This window comes from Shewanella gaetbuli, from assembly GCF_023284065.1.
GTDB lineage: Bacteria > Pseudomonadota > Gammaproteobacteria > Enterobacterales > Shewanellaceae > Shewanella > Shewanella gaetbuli.
In genome coordinates, this window is the sequence record NZ_JAKIKP010000002.1 from 314,854 (window position 1) to 335,762 (window position 20,909).

Annotated in this window: 19 protein-coding genes; 9 read left to right on the plus strand and 10 right to left on the minus strand. The window is 39.1% G+C overall.

From position 1 onward, the window contains the following. The 5 genes from L2672_RS04090 to L2672_RS04110 form a co-directional block, all read right to left on the minus strand. A complete protein-coding gene (locus L2672_RS04090; protein WP_248994556.1) occupies positions 1-702 on the minus strand; it encodes a SapC family protein in 702 nt (233 codons plus the stop codon). Between the two features lie 250 nt (positions 703-952). Next, positions 953-2,512: a tryptophan halogenase family protein gene (locus L2672_RS04095; RefSeq protein WP_248994557.1), complete on the minus strand. Its 1,560-nt coding sequence runs from the start codon at positions 2,510-2,512 to the stop codon at positions 953-955. 10 nt (positions 2,513-2,522) lie between these two features. After that, positions 2,523-3,218 carry a SapC family protein gene (locus L2672_RS04100; RefSeq protein WP_248994558.1) on the minus strand — a complete coding sequence of 232 codons (696 nt, stop codon included), beginning with the start codon at positions 3,216-3,218 and terminating at the stop codon, positions 2,523-2,525. A 24-nt stretch (positions 3,219-3,242) separates the two neighbouring features. After that, positions 3,243-4,790, minus strand: coding sequence for a tryptophan halogenase family protein (locus L2672_RS04105; protein ID WP_248994559.1), 1,548 nt, complete (start codon positions 4,788-4,790; stop codon positions 3,243-3,245). Positions 4,791-5,055: 265 nt separating this feature from the next. Then, positions 5,056-7,614 (minus strand): TonB-dependent receptor, encoded by a 2,559-nt coding sequence (locus tag L2672_RS04110; RefSeq protein ID WP_248994560.1) that lies wholly within the window; start codon positions 7,612-7,614, stop codon positions 5,056-5,058. A 398-nt stretch (positions 7,615-8,012) separates the two neighbouring features. Here L2672_RS04110 and L2672_RS04115 point away from each other — a divergent pair, with 398 nt between their 5' ends. Then, the gene (locus L2672_RS04115) at positions 8,013-9,032 is read left to right on the plus strand and encodes a LacI family DNA-binding transcriptional regulator (RefSeq protein ID WP_248994561.1); all 1,020 of its coding nucleotides are present in this window, start codon (positions 8,013-8,015) and stop codon (positions 9,030-9,032) included. 47 nt (positions 9,033-9,079) lie between these two features. Here the strand turns inward: L2672_RS04115 and L2672_RS04120 are convergent, their stop codons facing one another. From L2672_RS04120 to L2672_RS04135, 4 genes are all read right to left on the minus strand, one after another. Beyond that, on the minus strand, positions 9,080-10,366 hold the full coding sequence (locus L2672_RS04120; RefSeq protein ID WP_248994562.1) for an NAD(P)/FAD-dependent oxidoreductase: 1,287 nt from the start codon (positions 10,364-10,366) through the stop codon (positions 9,080-9,082). A gap of 100 nt (positions 10,367-10,466) precedes the next feature. Beyond that, positions 10,467-10,976 (minus strand): S-ribosylhomocysteine lyase, encoded by a 510-nt coding sequence (luxS, locus tag L2672_RS04125; protein WP_248994563.1) that lies wholly within the window; start codon positions 10,974-10,976, stop codon positions 10,467-10,469. Positions 10,977-11,180: 204 nt separating this feature from the next. Further along, a complete protein-coding gene (locus tag L2672_RS04130) occupies positions 11,181-11,480 on the minus strand; it encodes a BolA family protein (protein ID WP_248994564.1) in 300 nt (99 codons plus the stop codon). 119 nt (positions 11,481-11,599) lie between these two features. After that, positions 11,600-12,208: an alpha-ketoglutarate-dependent dioxygenase AlkB family protein gene (locus L2672_RS04135; RefSeq protein WP_248994565.1), complete on the minus strand. Its 609-nt coding sequence runs from the start codon at positions 12,206-12,208 to the stop codon at positions 11,600-11,602. 118 nt (positions 12,209-12,326) lie between these two features. On the opposite strand from L2672_RS04135, the gene L2672_RS04140 reads away from it, so the two are divergent. Together L2672_RS04140 and L2672_RS04145 are read left to right on the plus strand one after the other, a co-directional pair. Beyond that, positions 12,327-12,923, plus strand: coding sequence for a PH domain-containing protein (locus L2672_RS04140; protein WP_248994566.1), 597 nt, complete (start codon positions 12,327-12,329; stop codon positions 12,921-12,923). 4 nt (positions 12,924-12,927) lie between these two features. Then, positions 12,928-14,469 (plus strand): PH domain-containing protein, encoded by a 1,542-nt coding sequence (locus L2672_RS04145; RefSeq protein ID WP_248994567.1) that lies wholly within the window; start codon positions 12,928-12,930, stop codon positions 14,467-14,469. A gap of 222 nt (positions 14,470-14,691) precedes the next feature. Here L2672_RS04145 and L2672_RS04150 read toward each other — a convergent pair whose 3' ends face one another. Beyond that, entirely contained in the window at positions 14,692-15,123 is a 432-nt protein-coding gene (locus L2672_RS04150) for a universal stress protein (RefSeq protein WP_248994568.1), read from the minus strand. A gap of 189 nt (positions 15,124-15,312) precedes the next feature. Here L2672_RS04150 and L2672_RS04155 point away from each other — a divergent pair, with 189 nt between their 5' ends. From L2672_RS04155 to L2672_RS04180, 6 genes are all read left to right on the plus strand, one after another. Beyond that, entirely contained in the window at positions 15,313-16,755 is a 1,443-nt protein-coding gene (locus L2672_RS04155) for a coniferyl aldehyde dehydrogenase (RefSeq protein ID WP_248994569.1), read from the plus strand. 30 nt (positions 16,756-16,785) lie between these two features. Further along, entirely contained in the window at positions 16,786-17,379 is a 594-nt protein-coding gene (locus L2672_RS04160) for a TetR/AcrR family transcriptional regulator (RefSeq protein ID WP_248994570.1), read from the plus strand. Positions 17,380-17,580: 201 nt separating this feature from the next. After that, on the plus strand, positions 17,581-18,459 hold the full coding sequence (locus tag L2672_RS04165) for a MipA/OmpV family protein (RefSeq protein WP_248994571.1): 879 nt from the start codon (positions 17,581-17,583) through the stop codon (positions 18,457-18,459). Between the two features lie 2 nt (positions 18,460-18,461). Beyond that, positions 18,462-18,893, plus strand: coding sequence for a DUF3019 domain-containing protein (locus L2672_RS04170; RefSeq protein WP_248994572.1), 432 nt, complete (start codon positions 18,462-18,464; stop codon positions 18,891-18,893). Further along, positions 18,893-19,606 (plus strand): winged helix-turn-helix domain-containing protein, encoded by a 714-nt coding sequence (locus L2672_RS04175; RefSeq protein ID WP_248994573.1) that lies wholly within the window; start codon positions 18,893-18,895, stop codon positions 19,604-19,606. Before L2672_RS04170 ends, L2672_RS04175 begins: the two co-directional genes overlap by 1 nt. 13 nt (positions 19,607-19,619) lie before the next feature. Further along, positions 19,620-20,888: an ATP-binding protein gene (locus L2672_RS04180; protein ID WP_248994574.1), complete on the plus strand. Its 1,269-nt coding sequence runs from the start codon at positions 19,620-19,622 to the stop codon at positions 20,886-20,888. Positions 20,889-20,909 lie beyond the last annotated feature (21 nt).

Here is a 20,909-nt window from a genome sequence, read left to right on the forward strand (position 1 = left end):
CTATCGACCTAATACTTCCATACGTGCAAGGCGGTTTACTTGGTTAAGTGAACCTAAGTGACCGAAGATAGGGCCTAACAAACCACGGTTTTTAAGATCTAAGTAGTCTTCATCAGATAAGCCATTAAGCTTTTGCTCATCAATTAGGTACAAACCGTTAATGTTACGTTTCTCACCCGCTACATCAACTGTCAGCGTTTGACTAATTAACAATTCTTTTTCAGCTAAAAAGCCTAAAATACCGCGAGTCGCTTGATCTTGTTCAAAGTGCTCAATTAGCGCTTTTTTACGCGCTTCTAAGAATGGCGTCTCTTTTTCACCATCAAATAAAGCCTGACCTTCAGTTTTGCTGACTTCTTTCGCTTCTTCGCGAATGCCTATCCATACTTTATCTTTAACGTCTGGATTGAGAACTAACCCTAGTGGATAATCACGAATCACTGCTGGCACGTAAAGACCTAACCATTTGCCGTCTTTAACGCTTAAATTCTGACCTGGTTTAAGCCCTAGCATTGCCACCGCTTGAAACTCACCCGTATCGCTATTTTTAACAAATACGATTGGATACTCAGTCGCTGCACGGCTAATTTCATGTAACGTAACAGGCACAATATGTTGTTCAGCAACGTGAGCAAAATCGCTAGCAGTGACTTTAAGTTCACCATGCTTAGCTTGTTCGAGTAAGGTAATTTGGTTTGACATCTTGGCTCCTTGAGGCGCTTCTCATTTAAGTATGTTCAGGTTGATAATCATTTTTCAGACTTGTTATAACCTGTTTGAAATAATTTTGGTACTTGAAACTACCAAGTTGCAGAACTTTTTCAAGCGAGAACTGCCGTTATTAGGCAGAATATGCGTCAAGCGCTCAAATAAACGACAATTTGAGTGTGTTAGATATGATGTAAAAAATAACCAGCACAAATCTATGCTGGTTATTTTTAATCAGGGAGTGCTAAATCGACTGAAACCCAAATTGGTAGACTTTATCAATAAGCTGTCGATGTGTAGGTAACTCATCGACTAACCGCTGGGTTAATAGGTTAATCTCTGAAAATTTTGCTTGGGCAATTTTATTATCATTATAGCGACTTTCATCAGCGGCTAAATTGGTTGAATATCCTAAGCCGTAAAGTACAAACAAGTAGCTATCTAACACGAAAGGTTCAAATGCATAATCAAAGTCATATTTTGTTGGCGGTTGATATTTCCATTGTTCGAGCTTTAACTTGAGTGATTCAGGAATGGAGCTAGGATCAACATTATCCCGCCAGTATGCAGTGTCTGCTCGATTAGAAATACAATAATGAAGCTTGATAAAATCGATGCTTTTATCCCAGCGTAATTTAAACGTTTTATTAAATGAAGACTCAACAAAGCCTAAAGAACTTTTATGCCGAGGAAAAGTATCAGCTAACATATTAGCCGCCGCTTCAACTAAAAATATTGCCGAAGCCTCTAACGGCTCTACAAATGCTGCTGACATGCCTATGGCAACGCAATTGCCTTTCCAAAATTGTTTTCGGTAACCTAAATTAAGCGGGATTTTTCTCGCTTCTATACCTTCTGCTTCTTCTCCAATGTATGCTCGTAAAACTTCTTCGGCACGTTCATCACTGGTGTGACGACTAGAGTAAACATAACCAACACCACGGCGATTATGTAAACCAATGTCCCATGTCCAACCCGCTTCCTGCGCAGTGGCAATGGTATGTGATGCTATTGGGGTATTTTCGTCTGGATAAGGCACTTGCATCGCTAAGGCCGTATCATTGAAAATAACATCATCAATACTGTGCCAGCCGACATTAAGGGCATCACCTATTAACAGTGCTTTTGAGCCTGAGCAATCGACAAAAAAATCACCGATAATGTCTTGTTCAATATCGGTTGATAGCCTATTAATATGCTGTTCTTCATCAAGATGCACCTGCGTAACGTTGGCAGAAATAAACTTAACACCCAATTTATTTGTCACATGCTTTTTAAGAAACTCTGCAAATTTATTGGCATTAAGGTGATAAGAATAATTCTGAATGGCCGCATAGCTTGGTGTCGTGATTTTTTTGGGAGCTAAACCTAATTGACTAATTCTACTTTGACTCGTGGTTGCATGGTCATAAGGTAAAGGAGAAGACCCTAGCAACCAATATGGCGCTAAATTAAAATCATATGCTGAGTGAAAAACTGCGCTTAATGGATGAAAATAACTATGTGTTTCACCATCTTTTGGCGTGTCCCGCCAATTTACAAATTCAGCACCTTGCTTGAAAGTAGCATCACACTCCCTCATGAACTCACTTTCATCAATGCCGATCATTTGCAAAGTATTTCTGATAGTAGGCCATGTACCTTCGCCTACCCCTAAAATGGGAATTGTAGGTGATTCAACTAAGGTAATTTGGACACTTTTTGAATCTCGACAATTTAATTTAGTTGCCAAAATCGCAGCGGTTAACCAACCCGCTGTTCCCCCTCCTACGATAACAACCTGATTTATTGTTTTCGAGCTCATGCCGTACTCCTTAATCTGCTAATTTAAGCAAATTACCGACTTGATTAAGAGATAATAATGCTGCATAAATAGGCGCTAAATAACCTTTATCTTTTAAAGACATAAATACTTGAGGGTCTAAGTTGTTTAGCGCGGCTTCATTAACCACATAGCAACCCGTCAAATTATATGACTGATCTTCTTTTGAAATAGATAGGCTCTGAGATTGAATGATTTCAACCTCTAAAAGATGACGAATGAATGCATCTGTTAAATCACTTTTTTGCGCCCAAGCGACAGCGGCATTACCTCGTTGAGTTAATACTTCAGAGGCGACGGAGTCATTAAATAACTTATCTCCCTCACCTTTTTGCGATAAAGACTCACTTGACTCATCAATACAAATCACATATTTATCACTGTTAGCTTCAGTTTTAACCGCAACAAAAGGGTGAAGTTTTGCAAATTCAGGAATGTAAGAACCCAACCATTGTGAGTTTTTACTAAACAAATTCTGCTCAGGCTTTAAGCCCACTAACGCACATGCCTTAAATTGACCTGTCTGGGCATCTTTAACAAAAACAATTGGGAAATTCGTAGCCGCCATAGCAAACTCATGAACGGTAAGCGGCAATAAATGACTCTGCTGAATATGAGCGTAACCGGCATTACTAATTAAGCTTAAAGATTGGTGTTTTTGACTATCTAAAGGAACTATTGTTGTCATAATTATTCTCGTTTTTAGGCTATTTTAAATAGTATTAAATCCATATTGAGCCACCTTATTTAACAGTGCTCTTTGTTCTGGTAAGTCCTTGATCAAATGCTCAGTAATTTTTTGTACTTGTGCAAATTGAGCTTTTGCTTTATCGATATCAGTATATCTATTAGCGGCAATGTTTTTAGGTTTATTGCCCATGCCATATAAAACATATTGATAACTTTCCATCGGGAAAGGTTCATAAACATGAGCAAAGTCATATGCGCTGACACTCTGCTCTTGCCAACTCGCTAATGCATTTTTGAGGCTAGCGGGTATCGTTGAAGATAACTTATTATCTTGCCAAAATGGAGATTTTCTATCTGAAAGAACATAATGCATCTTAATAAAATCAATGGTTTTGCTCCAGCGAAACATAAAAGATTCATTAAACTTTCTTTCTGCAAATTGAAGCGCTTGTCGGCTACTCGGTAGCTGATCGGCAATCATGTTACTGGCCGCTTCAATTAAAAAAATGGCAGAAGCTTCTAACGGTTCCACAAACGCCGCTGACAATCCAACCGCGACACAGTTTTTATGCCAGAATTTATTACGATAACCTAGATCAATTTTAATTTTTCTGGCGGTTAACCTTTGTGCACTGTCACCAATATATTGCCTTAAAGTGGCTTCTGCATCTTCATGTGACACATGTTGGCTGGAATATACGTAACCAACACCTCTGCGATTAGTTAAGCCAATATCCCAAATCCAACCGGCATCTTGAGCCGTAGAATGAGTACAGGCATTGATTGGACTATCTTCATGCTCGTAGGGTACTTGTATTGTCACAGCATGGTCTGTCAGTAGCGTATCTTTAATTGAAGTAAACCCAACGCCTAGCGCTTCACCTAACAACAGACTCTTGAAGCCGGTGCAGTCTATAAAAAAGTCGCCTTCAATTTTGTTATGAGTGTCTGTTTGAACATTAGCAATGCTGCCATCTGATGACAGATTCACATCTGTCACATTCGCAGATATAAATTCAACGCCTAATGAATGAATAGAGTGCTCTTTTAATAATTCAGAAAATTTACCTGCATCCAAATGATAAGCATAGTTTTGAATGCCTTCGTATTCTTTAGTGGTAATTTTTTTAGGTGCTAACCCTAATTCGACCAGTGCAGATTGAGCACTCACCGCGCTAGCATAAGGAACGGATTGTCCCGCAACTCCTTTTAACCAGTAAGGAGCTAAATTGAATTGGGTTGGATCAAATATGGAGGTAAATAAATGATAATATTGATTATGATGCTGGTCATTTTGCCAACCAATAAACTTTGTTCCTTGTTTAAAGGTCGCATTACACGTCGCTAAAAAATGCGACTCTTTTATGCCTAACCGAGCTAATGTTGCTCTCATTGTTGGCCAAGTACCCTCACCTACACCAATTGTAGGTATGTCAGGAGACTCAATCAATTTGACCTTAATATTACCTGGGACTTTGCTGTTAAATGATTTTGCTAGGTTAGCTGCTGTTAACCAACCTGCGGTGCCGCCCCCAACAATGACTATAGTGTTAATTTCATCTGAACTCATTAGTATCACCTCTTTGAACAGTTACCGCCTTCGTTCTAATACCAATCACGATAAGTAAGTGATCAGAAATAGCGTCGTAAAAATGTTTGAGATCAAGGCAGATTTTTTCGATAAGTAGTTATTCTACATTCAAAAATCTAACGCCGTTATCGAGTATTTTAACAAGCTAGGGTGATCAGTTATTTATTACAATGGGTATAACACCGAGCAAATAAAAATGATATAAAAAAGGAAGGCATATGCCTTCCTTTTATAAACGTTAATTTTAGAAACGGAAAGCCGCTTTTAACGTGTATCGAGAACCATTGTCAGTAATTACACGTACAGTCTCAGCACCTGTGCTATGACGTTGATAGGTAATTTCATTCAATAAGTTCACACCTTCTAATGAGATATCTAAGAAGTCAGTCGCATGGAATGTAACCGATGCATCTAAGAAGTCTTGTGCATCAAAGCTATCTGCTCCAGCTCCGATTGCAGTACCTTCGGCAAAGAACTCACTACGGTTAGTGTAAGCTAAACGAGCAGTGAAGATATCACTTTCATAAAAACCAGTTAGGTTGAATGAATTACGTGATGAGCCAGGTAATACAATTGAATCACCATTATCAGTTTGGCCTTTAGCATCTACGTAAGTGTAGTTAACTAATGCACCTAAACCGTTATCAAAGCTAGTTTGCCATTGAAGTTCTAAACCTTCAATTTTACCGCCTCGACCTTGGTCAGGAACAACCACTTCGTAACGACCTGGAACCGGTACATCAACTAAATCTTCGTAAATTGTTTTAGTGCTAATAAATGAAGCAATATCTTTGCTGAAAATTGCACCTGTTAGCATAGAAGATTCGTTATAGTACCACTCTAGACCGATATCCATTTGAGTTGCACGGAATGGGTCTAACCCTGGGTCACCACGGCGAGTTTGATAACGACCACTTTCTGGTGGCTCAGATGGTAAACCGCTATATCCTGGAGCTAACTGGCTGTAACCCGCACGAGTCATTACTTTAGCTGCAGACATACGTAAAATAACATCATCTGCTAAATCAACCGCTAAGTTGAAGCTTGGTAAAAAGTCGCTGTATTCACCATCAGATGAATCAATTGCAGTTAGGTTACCGTTATATGCACTACCCGTCGTTTTGGTATTTACATAACGTAAACCAACGTTACCACGGTAATACTCACCATCGAAGTTACCTTGAACATAAGCTGCAAAGATATCTTCTTCAATTTTACTGTAGTTACCTAATTGCTCATCCCAACTGGTTACTGCACTATTTAATGCATTCCAGTAAGATTCACCATTAATTTTCACATATGAAGTTGGTGTTCCGCCGGTTACAACTTCATCAAAATCAGATAACGTGCCATCAGCAAACTGGTTAATATTAGTGATATGAGAAGTATCACCTAACGTAGCACCAAAACCTCTATAAGTATTATCGTGTGAACGATACTTAACACCGGTTTCAATGCTTGAAACAGCGCCCCAATCGACTAATATTTTGCTATCAAGTTGGGCATAAACTTCTTCATCTTCTAATTCAGTGCGCGCTAAAGAGCCACCTTGGAAGTCCTGCCAGCTTGCATCCGCTAAATCAACGCCGTTAGGCACTAACTTCATAGAATCTTGTAGGTCCATATCAATATCAACGGTGATACCGTTAATACCATCGATTTTTTGACCCCATAAGCCATTCGCATTACCGCCATTTCCGCCGTCTGCAAATGTTTTACCAATAGTACCGCTAACTTCGTAGCCGTCACCTTGGTAGTCAAATGTTAAATCAACAACACTACTTGTCATTTCAGCACGACGAGTGTTGGTGTCTTGTGCTAACCAATTTGCTTTATTAACGGTACCCGTTAATGGCAAACCATTTGGTGCAATACGAGAACCATCAGTGTTAGTCATGCTATCTGCATCAGCACCGATAACAAGGAAGTTTTGGTTAGTATTAGTTGCATCTACGTTAGTACGGAAAGCATGTAATACAAAACCTAAATCGTCTGTCGCTTGGAACTGGGCGGTAATATCAAAAGCGTCACGAGTTCTATCTTGGTCAAAACCAGCGATACCTGATGCAGACCAACCTTCTTCCCAATAGTTTTCAGCCTTACGACCACGACCAATTTGTTCTAGAGAAGAAACCATTGCAAGAATACCAAAAGTTTCTTCGTCATTCTTCCAGCTGTATAACGCGCTTCCACCTACACCATATTCACTATCAGCAAGTGTGTTGGTGTTGCCTTCTGCTGAAAAATATACCGTGTTTTTATCTAAATCTAGTGGCTTACGAGTTTTAAGAATAACAGTACCACCTACTCCGCCCTCATCTAAAGAAGCGACTGGTGATTTATAGACTTCCAAACCTGCAATCATTTCTGATGGCATTAAGTCCATGTTAAAACCACGGTCGTTTGATCCTTGAGAGAACCAAGCTGTTGAAGCAACAAACTGACCGTTCATTTGAACTTGTGTTAGATTGGGATCAACGCCACGAATCGATACCTCAGCACCTTCACCAACAAATCCACGGTTAATTGAAACACCGGCGATACGTTGTAAAGATTCTGCAATATTTTTATCTGGAAATTTACCAATATCTTCTGCAGTAATTGCATCAACAACTGCATTTGAGAAGCGTTTCTCATTCATTGCAGCTTTGTTTGATGCACGCATACCACGTACTTCAATTTTTTCGATATTTTCATCAACAGCGGCTTCATCTGCAGCATAAGCGCCAACAGATACCACACTGCCAAGTAGGATTGCGATGTTAGTCGCTAGTACATTTTTTTTAAAGGTAGATGGTCGCATCTTTGTTCCCCTTCCATAACTTTATTATCGTTTTAAAGTCCATAACCATTCCCGAAAGAATGACAACGCTGTCATGTCTGAAACAAACATTACACAAAAATTAACAGTCGCGCCACAACAAAATAACCAGTAGAGCTATTTTTTTTAATAACCACCGCAAATAAAACAAGACAAAAACAACTAAAATCCATATAAAACAGCAAAATACATAATTGTAAATAAAATGTAAAAAACACCCCTCGTCTGCAACTGATTTCAAATTTTTAACACTACATTAAAATTGGTGATTGCTAACTTAATAAAAAACTCGCACTATAAACCCTTAATTTATCCTTAAATCTTTATTTAATTTAGGGTGAACAATATACTTTTCGCCTTACTTAAAGAGCCTTTTTTAAATGAAAGTAACCATTAATGACGTTGCAAAATATGCCGGTGTCTCTATAAAAACGGTGTCGAGGGTGACCAATAAAGAACCCTCTGTAAAACAGGCAACCATCGATAAAGTTAATCAAGCGATTAAAGCACTAAATTATCAACCCAATGTAGCTGCAAGAAACTTAGCCAGTACAAGTTCATACGTTATTGGTTTCATCTATGATAACCCTAATGCCTATTACGTAATTGATATGCAAAATGGTATTTTATCCGCCTGTAAAGACAGAGGTTTTGAGCTATTAATTCACCCTTGCAATGCCAAATCTGACGCCATTTGTGAAGAGTTAACCGCAATGGTAAAACATTCTCGATTAGCAGGATTAGTACTGACTCCACCGATGTCTGAAGACCCAAACATTCTTAAAGCGTTAGATGATATTAATGCTAATTATGTACGCATTATTGCAGGCGAAATGGTGGAAAATGATAACGGATTATCAGTGTTAATTGACGATAAACATGGTGCAGTAGAAATTACTCAACATTTAATCAATTTAGGCCATAAAGATATTGGTTTTTTAAGCGGTGATCACCAGCATGAGTCAACAAAAGAGCGTTTACAAGGATTCAAACAAGCCATAGAAAACCATGATCTGAAAGTGAATGATAACTGGATACTGGATGGCAAATATTCTTTCGAATCTGGTGTTGAAGGCGCAAACAAATTGATTGCCATGAAAAACCGACCTTCTGCCATTGTTGCCTGTAACGATGAAATCGCGGCGGGAGCATTATTTGCTGCAAGATTAGCCGGGTTAGATATCCCCAAAGACTTATCCATTGTTGGGTTCGAGGACAGTCCCTTTTCACGTCAAACCTGGCCTAAACTGACGACAGTCCACCAGCCTAACGTACAAATTGCGCAAATTGCTACTCAATTACTGATTGATAAACACAAATCACAGCAAACTGAAACGGTAAAAATATTTACCCCAACTCCAGTGTTTAGAGACTCGTCATCTGCACCACAACATAGATAACAAAAAAGCCTCAATATGAGGCTTTTTTATGACATTAACTGCAATAGTTAATGTAATTTAAGTTTGGGTCGCTTCCAACGTAACAGCTTTTGGGCAAAGCGATAGACCAAGGCAGAAAACCAACCATACAAGCTAATTAAGTGTTTCTGATACAAAGAGATATACATAATTCTGGCTAAATGCCCTTCCACAAAGAATGTGCCTGAACGCAAATTCCCCATCAGGTTTCCAACAGCAGAAAAACGGCTTAAAGACACTAAAGAGCCGTAATCTTTATAAATGAAAGGTTTTTCGGCTTGTCCCTTTAATTTCAAACAAATATTGTTGTACAAGGTTTCAGCCATTTGTGCGGCAGCTTGTGCTCTTGGTGGCACCGGCTTACCACTTTCTTGAATCAGTTCAGCACAATCACCTAAGGCATAAATGTTATCAAAGCCTTTTACTCTCATACAGTCATCAACTTGAACCTGATTACGTCCAGTAATGGGTAAAGCAGTAAACTGCTCCATCACTTTAGGGCCTTTAACACCAGCAGCCCACACCTTAATACTCGCTTCAATAAGCTCATCATCTTTAGTGATAAAACCTTGTTTAGTAACCTCTTTTACCTGAACCGATAAATGAAGTTTGATGCCCAATTTTGACAACACTGATTGAGCACGAAAACTGACTTGTTCAGGTAGTTGAGGCAGCACTTTATCAGCAGCTTCAATGAGATGAATATGCAGATGTTGCTTTGAGATACTGCGATAACCATATTGACTAACAGACTCAATAACATGATGCAGTTCAGCCGCAAGCTCTACTCCTGTCGCTCCAGCCCCCACGATACCGATACTCACAGAATCTTGCGTTTCGTTAAGCTGTAATAAGGCATCAAGTAATTTATCGTGAAAGCGATTTGCACTATTTAAGCTGTCTAAGAAGATGCAGTTATCTTCAGCACCTTTAGTATTAAAACTATTTGAAACACCGCCCACAGCAAGTACTAAATGATCATAACCAATAGATCTTTCACCAATAATGACGTCTCCTTCGTCATTTAACACTGGCGCTAACGTAATCACTTTCTGTTGTGGATCACAGCCTGTTATTGCACCACAGATATATTGGTAGCCATTTTTTAAACCATGATCGCGATACTGCAAGCCTTCTATGGATTGATCAATTACTCCCACAGCAACTTCATGTAATTTTGGCTTCCAAATATGAATGGTGTTTTTGTCAATCAAACAAACTTCAATGTCACCTTGGTGACCAAATTTACGCCCTAATCGAGAAGCTAAAGCAAGTCCTGCTGCGCCACCACCAACAATGACAATTTTTTGAGCCATATAACATCTATCCTGTAAGTTGTAACAGATTCACTAATACTGAATTGTAGACACTAAAAAAGGCCCTTAGGCCTTTTTATTCATCTGTCTTACAACACCGTTATAAGGTGCCTAAAATGTCATTGCTTAATGCTAAGTCATCATTCTTATTAACACTAACACCTGCAGCAATAATGGCTTTAGCAATATCTTTAGCTTGTTCTAATGAGTGCATTTCATAAGTGCCACACTGATATTCATTTAATTCTGGAATATCTTTTTGCTGTTCAACGTTTAGCACATCTTTCATTGCAGCTAACCACGCATCAGCGACGGTTTGCTCAGATGGTTGGCCAATTAAGCTCATGTAAAAACCTGTGCGACATCCCATAGGTGAAATATCAATAATTTCGACACTGTCACCGTTTAAGTGATCACGCATAAAGCCTGCAAATAAATGCTCTAAAGTATGAATACCACGTTCACTTAAAATATCTTTATTGGGTGCACAAAAGCGCAGATCAAAAACGGTAATCGTATCGCCTTTTGGAGTGCTCATATGTTTGGCAACTCTTACAGCAGGGGCGTGCATACGAGTATGATCTACAGTAAAACTATCTAATAAAGGCATTGTTAACTCCAACAAAAATGAATGCGATAGCGGAAAATCCACTTAATCTTAGCATGATAACATCAACACTCTATAACTCACTAGCTTACGGTTATACCTATTCAATTAACCATAGCGCAAATAGGCATAAATCGACCTATTTTACGCCAAAAAAAACCTCATAAAAATGAGGTTTTATCACAATAGTGGTTTAAACAATAACAACTAACCTTTGCAGTTAGGTGTCTTAGGTACTTCGGTAATATTTTGCCACTCTACTTGAGTATATGTATTAATAGACAAAGCATGTACCGGTCCGGATAGCTCTTCTGCAAGTACTTCGTTAATGGCTCGGTGTCTTGCTAAAGGGCGTTTACCATCAAAATGCTCACTTACAACCACCACTTTAAAATGCGTTTCTGAGTTAGGTGGAACATGATGACGATTACTTTCGTTAATAACTTCAAGATGTGACGGTGTAAAAGACTGATTAAGTTTATCAGTGATAGTTTGCTCAACCGACATAATAACCTGCTCTTGCAATGATAAAACCCGAAGATTACTGGCTAAGTACTAAAAGGTCAAACCTTGGCAGAAAATTGTTAATTATAGGTTTGTAGATTCAAATTATCGCAATCAATAGATCAGCGATAAAAGTTAGCTATGATTCTTCTAAAGGTGAAATTAATTCTTGGAGTGGTCACTTTAAGCCTTTTCGGAAGCGAATGCAGCCATTCTTGTTGCATGCCTGGATGCATAATAAATAAGTCACCCGATTGCAGCGGATAGATGAATTTATGTTTCAAGGTTTTATGCTTAATAACAAAATCACGACAAGCCCCTAATGTCACCGAAGCGATTGCACTATTGGGCTGTATCTCTGGTTCATCATCACTGTGCCAGCCCATACAATCTGAACCATTGGCATACTGGTTAACTAACACAGCATTGAAATCCAGTTGGCAATCTTGAAACAGTTTTTCACGTAACCTTGATAATATTGGTGGCCAAGGTTCAGGGCTAATTAAGGTCTTTGAATAACGATAGTCGCAGCCTTCATCGCCAAACCAAGCTTGTGTTCTCGGAATAAGGTGCTTTTTACCATATACCGTTATTTCGAGCTGCGTTAAGGGGTATAACGTCACTTCAGCTAATAACAATGATTGCTGTTGGGCTGATAAAAACCCAGAAAAATGGCTTACCGGAGGGGTAATACTGTTATTAGTACCATCATCAAACAAATTGCCCGTCATACTTTACCTTCATTGAAATGATGCATGAGTTAACATATAGTTAAAATCGGTCATCCAGACATAAAATGTCACTAAAGCCATACACAATACCCCCAGATGCTAAGGAAACTTATCTTACATGCAGCCAACATCATCAAAGAGCAGCGAACAAGTCGAGCATCAGTGTCCAATTGAACAATACGATCATGGTTCAAATATAGCTCAAGACCAATTCACGACATTATCTAAGCTTTCTTTAACGGCGGTTGATAAAAACTATCCCAGGATGCAACTTATTGTCTCGTCAGCAATGCTAGCAACTATAACCATATTGTTAACCAGCTTTTTAGTGATGGCTAGCCAAACACCTTTAGTCATAAACATTAGCATTATAGGGGCTTTTTTCATTTTAGGCTTAGCCATAGTACGCCTTATTTATTTGCAATCACGGGCCGTTTGCTACGGGGTTTTCGACCATGAATTTATCATGCGTAAAGGGCTTTTTTGGGTATCGACAACCGCGCTTCCATACACCCGATTACAACATGTGAATTTGTCTCAAGGGCCTGTAGAGCGTCGCTTTAGCTTGTCCACTTTAAAATGTTTCAGTGCAGGCTCTGGTGAAGCGGAAATTCATTTACCTGGCCTGTCCACCCAAACGGCTGAACACCTTCGCCAGCATTTATTACATCAAGCAGCTGAAACTCAACAAGCTGATTTAGACCCTGAAGATTAATCCTATGACAGAGCAATCACCGTCACCAGAGCTCGAACTTGAAGCGACTTGGCAAGCTTTATCGCCATGGTCAATTATCAGCTTTGTCGCCAGCGTATTTAAAGCAATGTTAAGTAATGCCTATGCGTTAATTCCTATCTTTTACGCTGGCTGGAGTAACGACATTCCACTACTTTGGGTAATAGAGGGAGGTTTGTTACTTTTGGTATTGCTGAGCTTATTTGCGTTTTTACAGTGGACCAAATTTCGCTTTCGAATTTCAGCCAGTCAATTAGATGTTAAACAAGGAATACTATTCACTAAAACAGATGAAATTCCATTAAGTCGAATTCAAAATATTAGATATGAACAACCTTTCTACTTTAGACCACTAGATCTTGCCACGTTAGTGATAGAAACCGCAGGCTCAAGTAAAGATGAAGCAAAACTTGCGGCCTTAGATGCTAAGCAGGCCCAAACTCTGAAATTACAGTTATTGCAGCTATCATCAGCTAAAGAGCAAACGACCGCAGACAATATTCCCCAAAGATCCACTATTGATAACCATCAACCGATTATTAAGCGTAGTCTAGGCGATCTAATCTTATTCGGCTTATATCAAAATAATTTTATCTGGTTCGCCATTATTGCTGGGCCGGTAATGGGGCAAATTGAGTGGGAGAAAGTGGCAGAGTCAGCAGTTATACAGAGTATTTTTGACTGGGCAATTCAAGTCACCCATAACAATATCATCTTACAAACCTCGCTGTTTATGTCATTAATTGTTATTGGTTACATTGTATTTTCAATGATATCGATATTAGCGTCTGTCCTGAAATATCACCCTTACTCATTAGACAAGCGTCAACAAACATTACAACGCAGTGGCGGAGTCATTGCACATCAACAAGATGCTTTAGCCATTAAACGTATTCAGTTAATTCACTTTCATCAGCCTTTATTAGCCCGTATTTTAAAAATATGGACGATTTATTTAAAGCAAGTTAAAGGCAGCGAAATTGAACAAAAAACTCAAAAGCATATGTTAATCCCTTCGGTAAGACCTGCTGAAATTAGTTCACTATTTCAAAAGCTTCCCAGTTTAAACCAAGATGAAATTACATTGCCCAATGAATATCATCCCATTCATATCGACTGGTTTTATAAACGGGTTTGGCTTCCTTTTATGCCCTTTGTATTGTTACTAATTGGCTGGCTTACGACCGCAGTAGACAAAGAGTTGCTAGTAGTGAGTTTTGTAGCAGCGATGCTCGGAGCAGGTTTATTATTTTTAAGGTTTAAACAGTGGGGATATGTCATAGAAAAGCATGCTATTTGGCAGCGTACGGGCTTGCTAGGTGCTGACTGGAAACGCATTCCCTTTGATAAAATTCAGCACGTCACCCTTACCCAAACAGCGTCACAGAAAAAACAGCAACTCGCTTACGTGCAATTAGGCCTAGCAAGTGGACTGATAAATATTCCTTATATCGAGCTGTCTGTTGCTAATAAAATTACAGCTCGTTCATTAAATGCGGTAGCTAAGCAATACAAACAATGGATATAAACAAGCCCAAATGGGATGGGTTATTTAACCTGAACTGCGGATAAGAGATTAGCTTACACACTAAACTTATTTAAAGTTTACCTTTGAGTAGATTTCTAGAGAGATATTTTTGCTTAGAACAAGGCAAATTTGTGCGTCAATAGCTAGCCTATTGCAAACAAATTTAACGCAGTTATCAGTAAAAATAGCCTCTAGAAAGCAAGTTGTTATCCGCAGCTCAGGTTATTTAACCACAAGCACAGGGCATTTAGCTTGATTAGCCACTGCTTCGGCTACATTTTCATGTAAAAAGTGGGCTAGCCCAGTACGGCCATGGCTTGCAATAACCACCATACCAATATCGCCAGAATTAGCTTCAGCAACAATTTCGGTTACGGCATCTCCACGTCTAATTACCGTCTCAACAGGTGCTTGGGTTTGTAATTCAGCTAATAAAGTACACATTTTATCTGCGGCTACTTGCTCCATGTTTTTAGCCAGTTCCTCGGGGGTAACCGCTAAAATCATATAATTTTCATCACCAAAAGGTTGATCTACCACATGCACTATTCGAATACCCACTTGGTATAAATTAGCCATTTCAATCGCATACTTAAGTGCATGTGAGGCGGTTTCTGAAAAATCCGTTGGCCATAATATGTTTTTTGTTCGCATAAGTTACTCCTTAACACTCGTTCCTCATCAAAACATAATTTGTTTTAGCCGATTTAGCCAAAAAAATTGATGATAAAAGTCAAAAAACAAAAACATTGCATTAACTTTGGTAAGCGAATAAGCTTAAACCGACTAATCAGTCGGCTGTTATTTGTTCAGCTACCGTTTTACCTGCAGGAGAACACCAACATGAATATGGCGATTGAAAATCAATCTACTTCGGCTTTGCAACAATTACTAGAAACACAAAAGCAACAATACTTGTTGGCACCTGCCCCTAATTATCAAGCAAGAATCAACAAGCTAAAAAAAATAAAAAACTTGCTTCTTAAAAACCAAAATAAGTTTGTTGAAGCCCTTATTGCCGATTATGGCCACCGTTCTGAAAACGATACGGTCATCTCCGATATTCTCCCCTGCATCAATAATATTAACTACACCATCAAGCACTTAAAGTCTTGGATGAAACCCAGTAAGCGTCACGCGGGGTTACTCTTGTCTCCGTCTAAGTTATCGGTGCAATATCAACCTTTAGGCGTTATCGGCATCATTGTGCCATGGAACTTCCCTATAATGCTGTCTGTTGGGCCACTGATCACCGCCATTGCTGCGGGTAATCGTGCGATGTTAAAAATGTCTGAATTTACCCCAAATACTAATCAAGTCCTAAAAACGGCATTGGCTGAAATCTTCCCAGAAGATGAAGTTGCCGTGGTAGAAGGTGAAGCGGATATTGCGGCTCAATTTTCAGCTTTGCCTTTTGATCATATTTTATTTACCGGCTCAACCGTTGTGGGTAAACACGTTATGCGAGCTGCGGCTGAAAACTTAACGCCAGTCACCTTAGAGTTAGGAGGGAAGTCTCCAGCCATTATTGCGCCTGATATTGATATTGATACTGCCGTTGAAAGAGTGATTTTTGGCAAATGTTTAAATGCTGGCCAAATTTGTGTTGCACCAGATTATATTCTTTGTCCTGAAGATAAAGTCGAACAGTTTGTGGCAGCGTACCAACAAAAGTTTACTCAGATGTATCCCGACTTTGAAACAAATACAGACTATGGCAATGTGATTAATGACCGTCAATACTCACGCTTAGTCAATGTCCTTGAGGATGCTCAAGCCAAAGGAGCTAATATTATTTGTGCTACGGGCAAAGCTCATTCCATGAGTGAAATCGCCGCTAGTACCAATAGAAAGCTGGCAACACAACTATTAACCAATGTCAGCCCTGATATGTTGGTATTACAAGATGAAATTTTTGGGCCTATTTTACCCATCATTAGCTATAAATCGGTTAACGATGCCATTAGTTATGTCAATAACCATGATCGCCCACTAGCCTTATATGTTTTAAGTTTTGACAATCAAACCCAACAACAGATTTTACAACAAACCCATTCTGGTGGCGTGTGTATTAATGATACGGTATTTCACGTGGCCGCAGATGATGCGCCTTTTGGGGGCATAGGTCCATCAGGTATGGGACATTACCATGGCAAAGAAGGCTTTTTGACTTTTAGTCATGCGAAAACCGTGCTGAAAAGTGGCAAAATCAATACTGGTGTGTTTGTTCACCCGCCTTATGGTACGGCTATTCAAAAAGCATTAATGACGTTTTTTTTAAGATAATCCCACTTGAATAGACCTAGGTAAATATTGATGAAACAAGGTGTGAACTCTACTCCAAAAGACAAGAAACAAGCTATTTTAGACTGTGCACTGCATTTATTTGTCGACCAAGGGTTTCACGCAACCTCCACTGCCTCTATTGCTAAAAAATCAGCAGTGGCGACAGGCACCTTGTTTCATCACTTCCCAAGTAAACAGCATCTCATTAATCAGCTCTTCTTAAACATAAAGCAAGAGTTTGCTTATGCTATTAGCCAAAATCGCCTCATGACTAATAATATAGAACATAGCGCCAATGACTTATGGCAAAAGGCGATTGACTGGGCAATTGAAAACCCTTACAAGCAAAAGTTCTTTTTACAATTTTCGTTATCTGCAGAAATAGACCAACACACTCGCCAACAAGCCATGAATGATATCCTCCATTTCGTGGTAGATCTGATTAAACAAGGCCAACAGCAAGGGTTTATCGTGGACACCCCCTTAGATTTACTACTTGAAAACTTCCATGGCCAATACCTCGCGGCAATCCGATTCTTTACCGACAACCCCGAACTAGGCCAAAACAGCCTCTATCGTCAAGCCAGTTTTAAACTGGTGTGGCAAGCTATTAGGGCAAATTAGCCTCAACCCGAGTTTATAACCGCCCGCCTTTCACCACCCAATTATCGTTACACCTGCATCATTTTGTATCTTGCTACAGTTTAGTATTAAGACATGAAGTAGATAGTGATAATATGTCGCCAATTGTTAGTTGCTTTTAACGTTATTGTTTCAAAATAATAAGCATTTCAAGCGACAGTTTAAACAGATAAGGCGATGTCTATGCTCAAATCCATCTTAATAGCTTTGCTGTTAATGTTTGCAATGCAACATAATGAAGTTATTGCAGATAATAAGTCTTGTGAATCTTCTTCAGAGTGCGCATACGTCGAACAATGGGATATATCTGTTGCTTTAGGATATGGCCAAAAATCAAATCCCCTTCAAGACTATGACGACATCCCCTTATATATCTTGCCTTCTATAGCCTACTATGGTGAAAAATGGTTTTTCGATAATGGTAATATTGGATACAGCCTAAAAGAAGCTGAAACCTTTTCCATCAACATCTCCACGAGCTATAGTGAAGACCGCGCCTATTTTTATGATTGGGACCCAAGTAACTTATTTTTAGGTAATACCAGTGCCAATAACGACTCCATTTTGCAAATGCCGATGAAATCTAAAGGCGTTATAGATCAACCTAAAGTCTTTAATGAATTAGAAAGTCGAAGATTTACGCTTTTTGGTGGTGTAGAAGGGTTTTATTACTTGCCTTGGGGCTTTCTAAAAGCGGCCTACGGGCACGATATGTTCAACGTGCATAATGGCGATATCGCTCATTTTAGCTGGAATTATGGCTACGCAATAAATCAATGGGTATTTGATTTTACCCTTAAAACAGATTGGAAAAGCGCCAAAGTCATTCAATACTATTATGGTGTACGGCAAAGCGAAAATGAGTATTGGAGCCAACAATATAAAGCAAGCAGTGGCTGGGACTCTGGAGTTGAATTAACCACACGATATATCATCAATCAACACTGGGACGCATTGTTAGCACTGCGTTACACTATGTTTTCAGATGCAATTAAAAACAGCCCATTAGTTAATGAAAACAACAGTAAAGGTTACTTTATTGGTATGGCTTACAGGTTTTAGGTTTGAGATATTTACCTGCCGTTAACAGCCGGATATACAAATACCTAGTTGTTGGTATTTTTGTATTACTTAGCAGCCCATTTAATTTAAAAGCTGATACTCTAGAACAAGAGGCTCAGCTAAATGCTGCGCCTAATTTTTGTTTAACAGATGATCAATTTAATTACTGTGAAATTGACCTTTTGTTGACATGGAGTTTAGTTAACGAAGAGCTCGTGTGTATTATTTCTGATTATCAAACGATACCGCGTTGGTGCTCGGATGATCCAAGCGTTAAATCTGTCAACTTAACAATAAAAACCGATAAAGATATTCAATTTGTACTTGTCAGTAAAACTACAAACCTCACCCTAGCAGGTGTCAAATTGAAAATAAATAAAGCCTCAAAACAACAAGTAAGAAGGCGTTATCGGAACCCTTGGAGTTTATTTTAATGACCGCGCCACAAACGACACATAGAGTATTATTAGTTGAAGATGATATTAGATTAGCCAATTTAGTGGTTGATTATTTAAAGTCGCATGACATGCATGTTGAAGTTGAACGTAGAGGAGATACTGTATTAACTCGCTTAATCAGCTATAAGCCAGACATTATTCTGCTCGATATTATGTTACCTGGATTAGATGGTTTAAGCCTCTGCGAAAAATTACCTGATTACTTCTCAGGCCCTATTCTACTAATGAGTGCTTTAGGTACCAATGAAGACCAAATTAAAGGCTTAGAGTTAGGTGCTGACGATTACGTTGTAAAACCCGTCGACCCAGCCTTGCTAGTAGCTCGAATTAACAATCTGTTACGTCGCCAAGCTCAACCGCATCAAACTGAATCTCATTGCTTAACTTTCGGTAAACTGAGTATTGACCCACATACTCAAGCCATTCGTTTAGGCAATACCGAAGTCGACCTGACGAGCCATGAATTTGAGTTATTATGGTTGCTGGCATCACAAGCAGGTCAAGTATTGAGTCGTCAGTATATTTATCAATATTTACTGAATATTGATTTTGATGGCAAAGATAGAAAAATCGACGTTCGTATATCTAGACTGCGCAAAAAGCTTGGAGACAGTATAGAAACCCCGTTCAGAATCAAAACCGTTTGGGGACAAGGTTACTTATTCGCGCCTGAAGCGTGGAATAACTAAGCCTTCTAGCCATATGAAACGTCTATTCATCAGTCTATACCTGTTACTTAGCCTAAGCTTTTTAGGTATAGGCTGGACATTAGATAGTTTATGGCAAACTCACATTGAAGATAATGTCGACGTAAATGCACCGCTCATTGCGTTGGCACTTATCTTAGCTGAACATCCCGAAGATGAGCGTCAAGCTATTCTGGATAAGATCAGCAAAGATCATGATTTCCCCATTAAGTTATTACAAAAAAATCAAATTGCATTACAAGGTAATGTCGCACTTGAGCACAATAATGTACTGACCACAGTAACCGATGATGAACATCAATCACAATTCATTGCTGTAGGTAATCAAGTACTTATAGCTGGCCCATTTGATATTGATCCTAGAGGGAAAATTAGAGGAATCTTTACTATTATCTTCTATTTCTCATTAGCATTGGTCGCACTTGTTTGGGTTTGGCCACTTTCGAAAGATTTAAATATTTTAAAAATTGCCACTAAAAAGTTTGGTCAAGCCAATTGGAATACACGTATTGACCTTCCCGCCAGTTCTCAAGTTTACCCTTTAGCAGAAACCTTCAATGATATGGCGCACCATATCAGTAGCTTAATTGATAATCAGAAGCACCTGACTAATGCTGTATCTCATGAGATAAGAACTCCGCTGGCCAGACTAAAGTTTGCCCTTGCACTACTTCCGCAATATTGCCAGCCTCAAAGTGATGTTGATAAGCGTAATGATTTTTTACAAGAAATGAATACTGATATTCAGGAAATGGAAACGTTACTCAAAGAGCTATTAACCTATGCCAGCTTAGAAACTACTCAAGTGGAGCCGGTATTAGAAAAATGCGATCTCATCGGCATCAGCCAGCAGCTCATACTCCGGCTAGAAGGGTTAAGTCAACATCCGATAACCTTAAATTATACTCAAGGGTTTGAGCAAATATTTATTAAAGGCGAGAATTCTTTTGTTGAGCGAGCCATTCAGAACCTTATTATTAACGCCCAACGATTTGCCAAACATGCCATTACAATCGACATCGATTATGGACAGGATAATATTCAACTAATTGTCAGTAATGACGGTCCCATGGTGGCATTAGAAGATCAACCACATTTATTTGAAGCGTTTTATCGAAGTCAGTCTAAAAAGCAGGGCAATAAAGGACACGGTTTGGGCTTGGCCATTATTAAACGAATTATGCACCGGCATAAAGGCAGTGTGAAACTTGAAAGTACCCCTAAAAAAACCCAATTTATCTTAACCTGGCCAACGCCTAAATAAGCAAAGCTCCCTTCTAGGCAA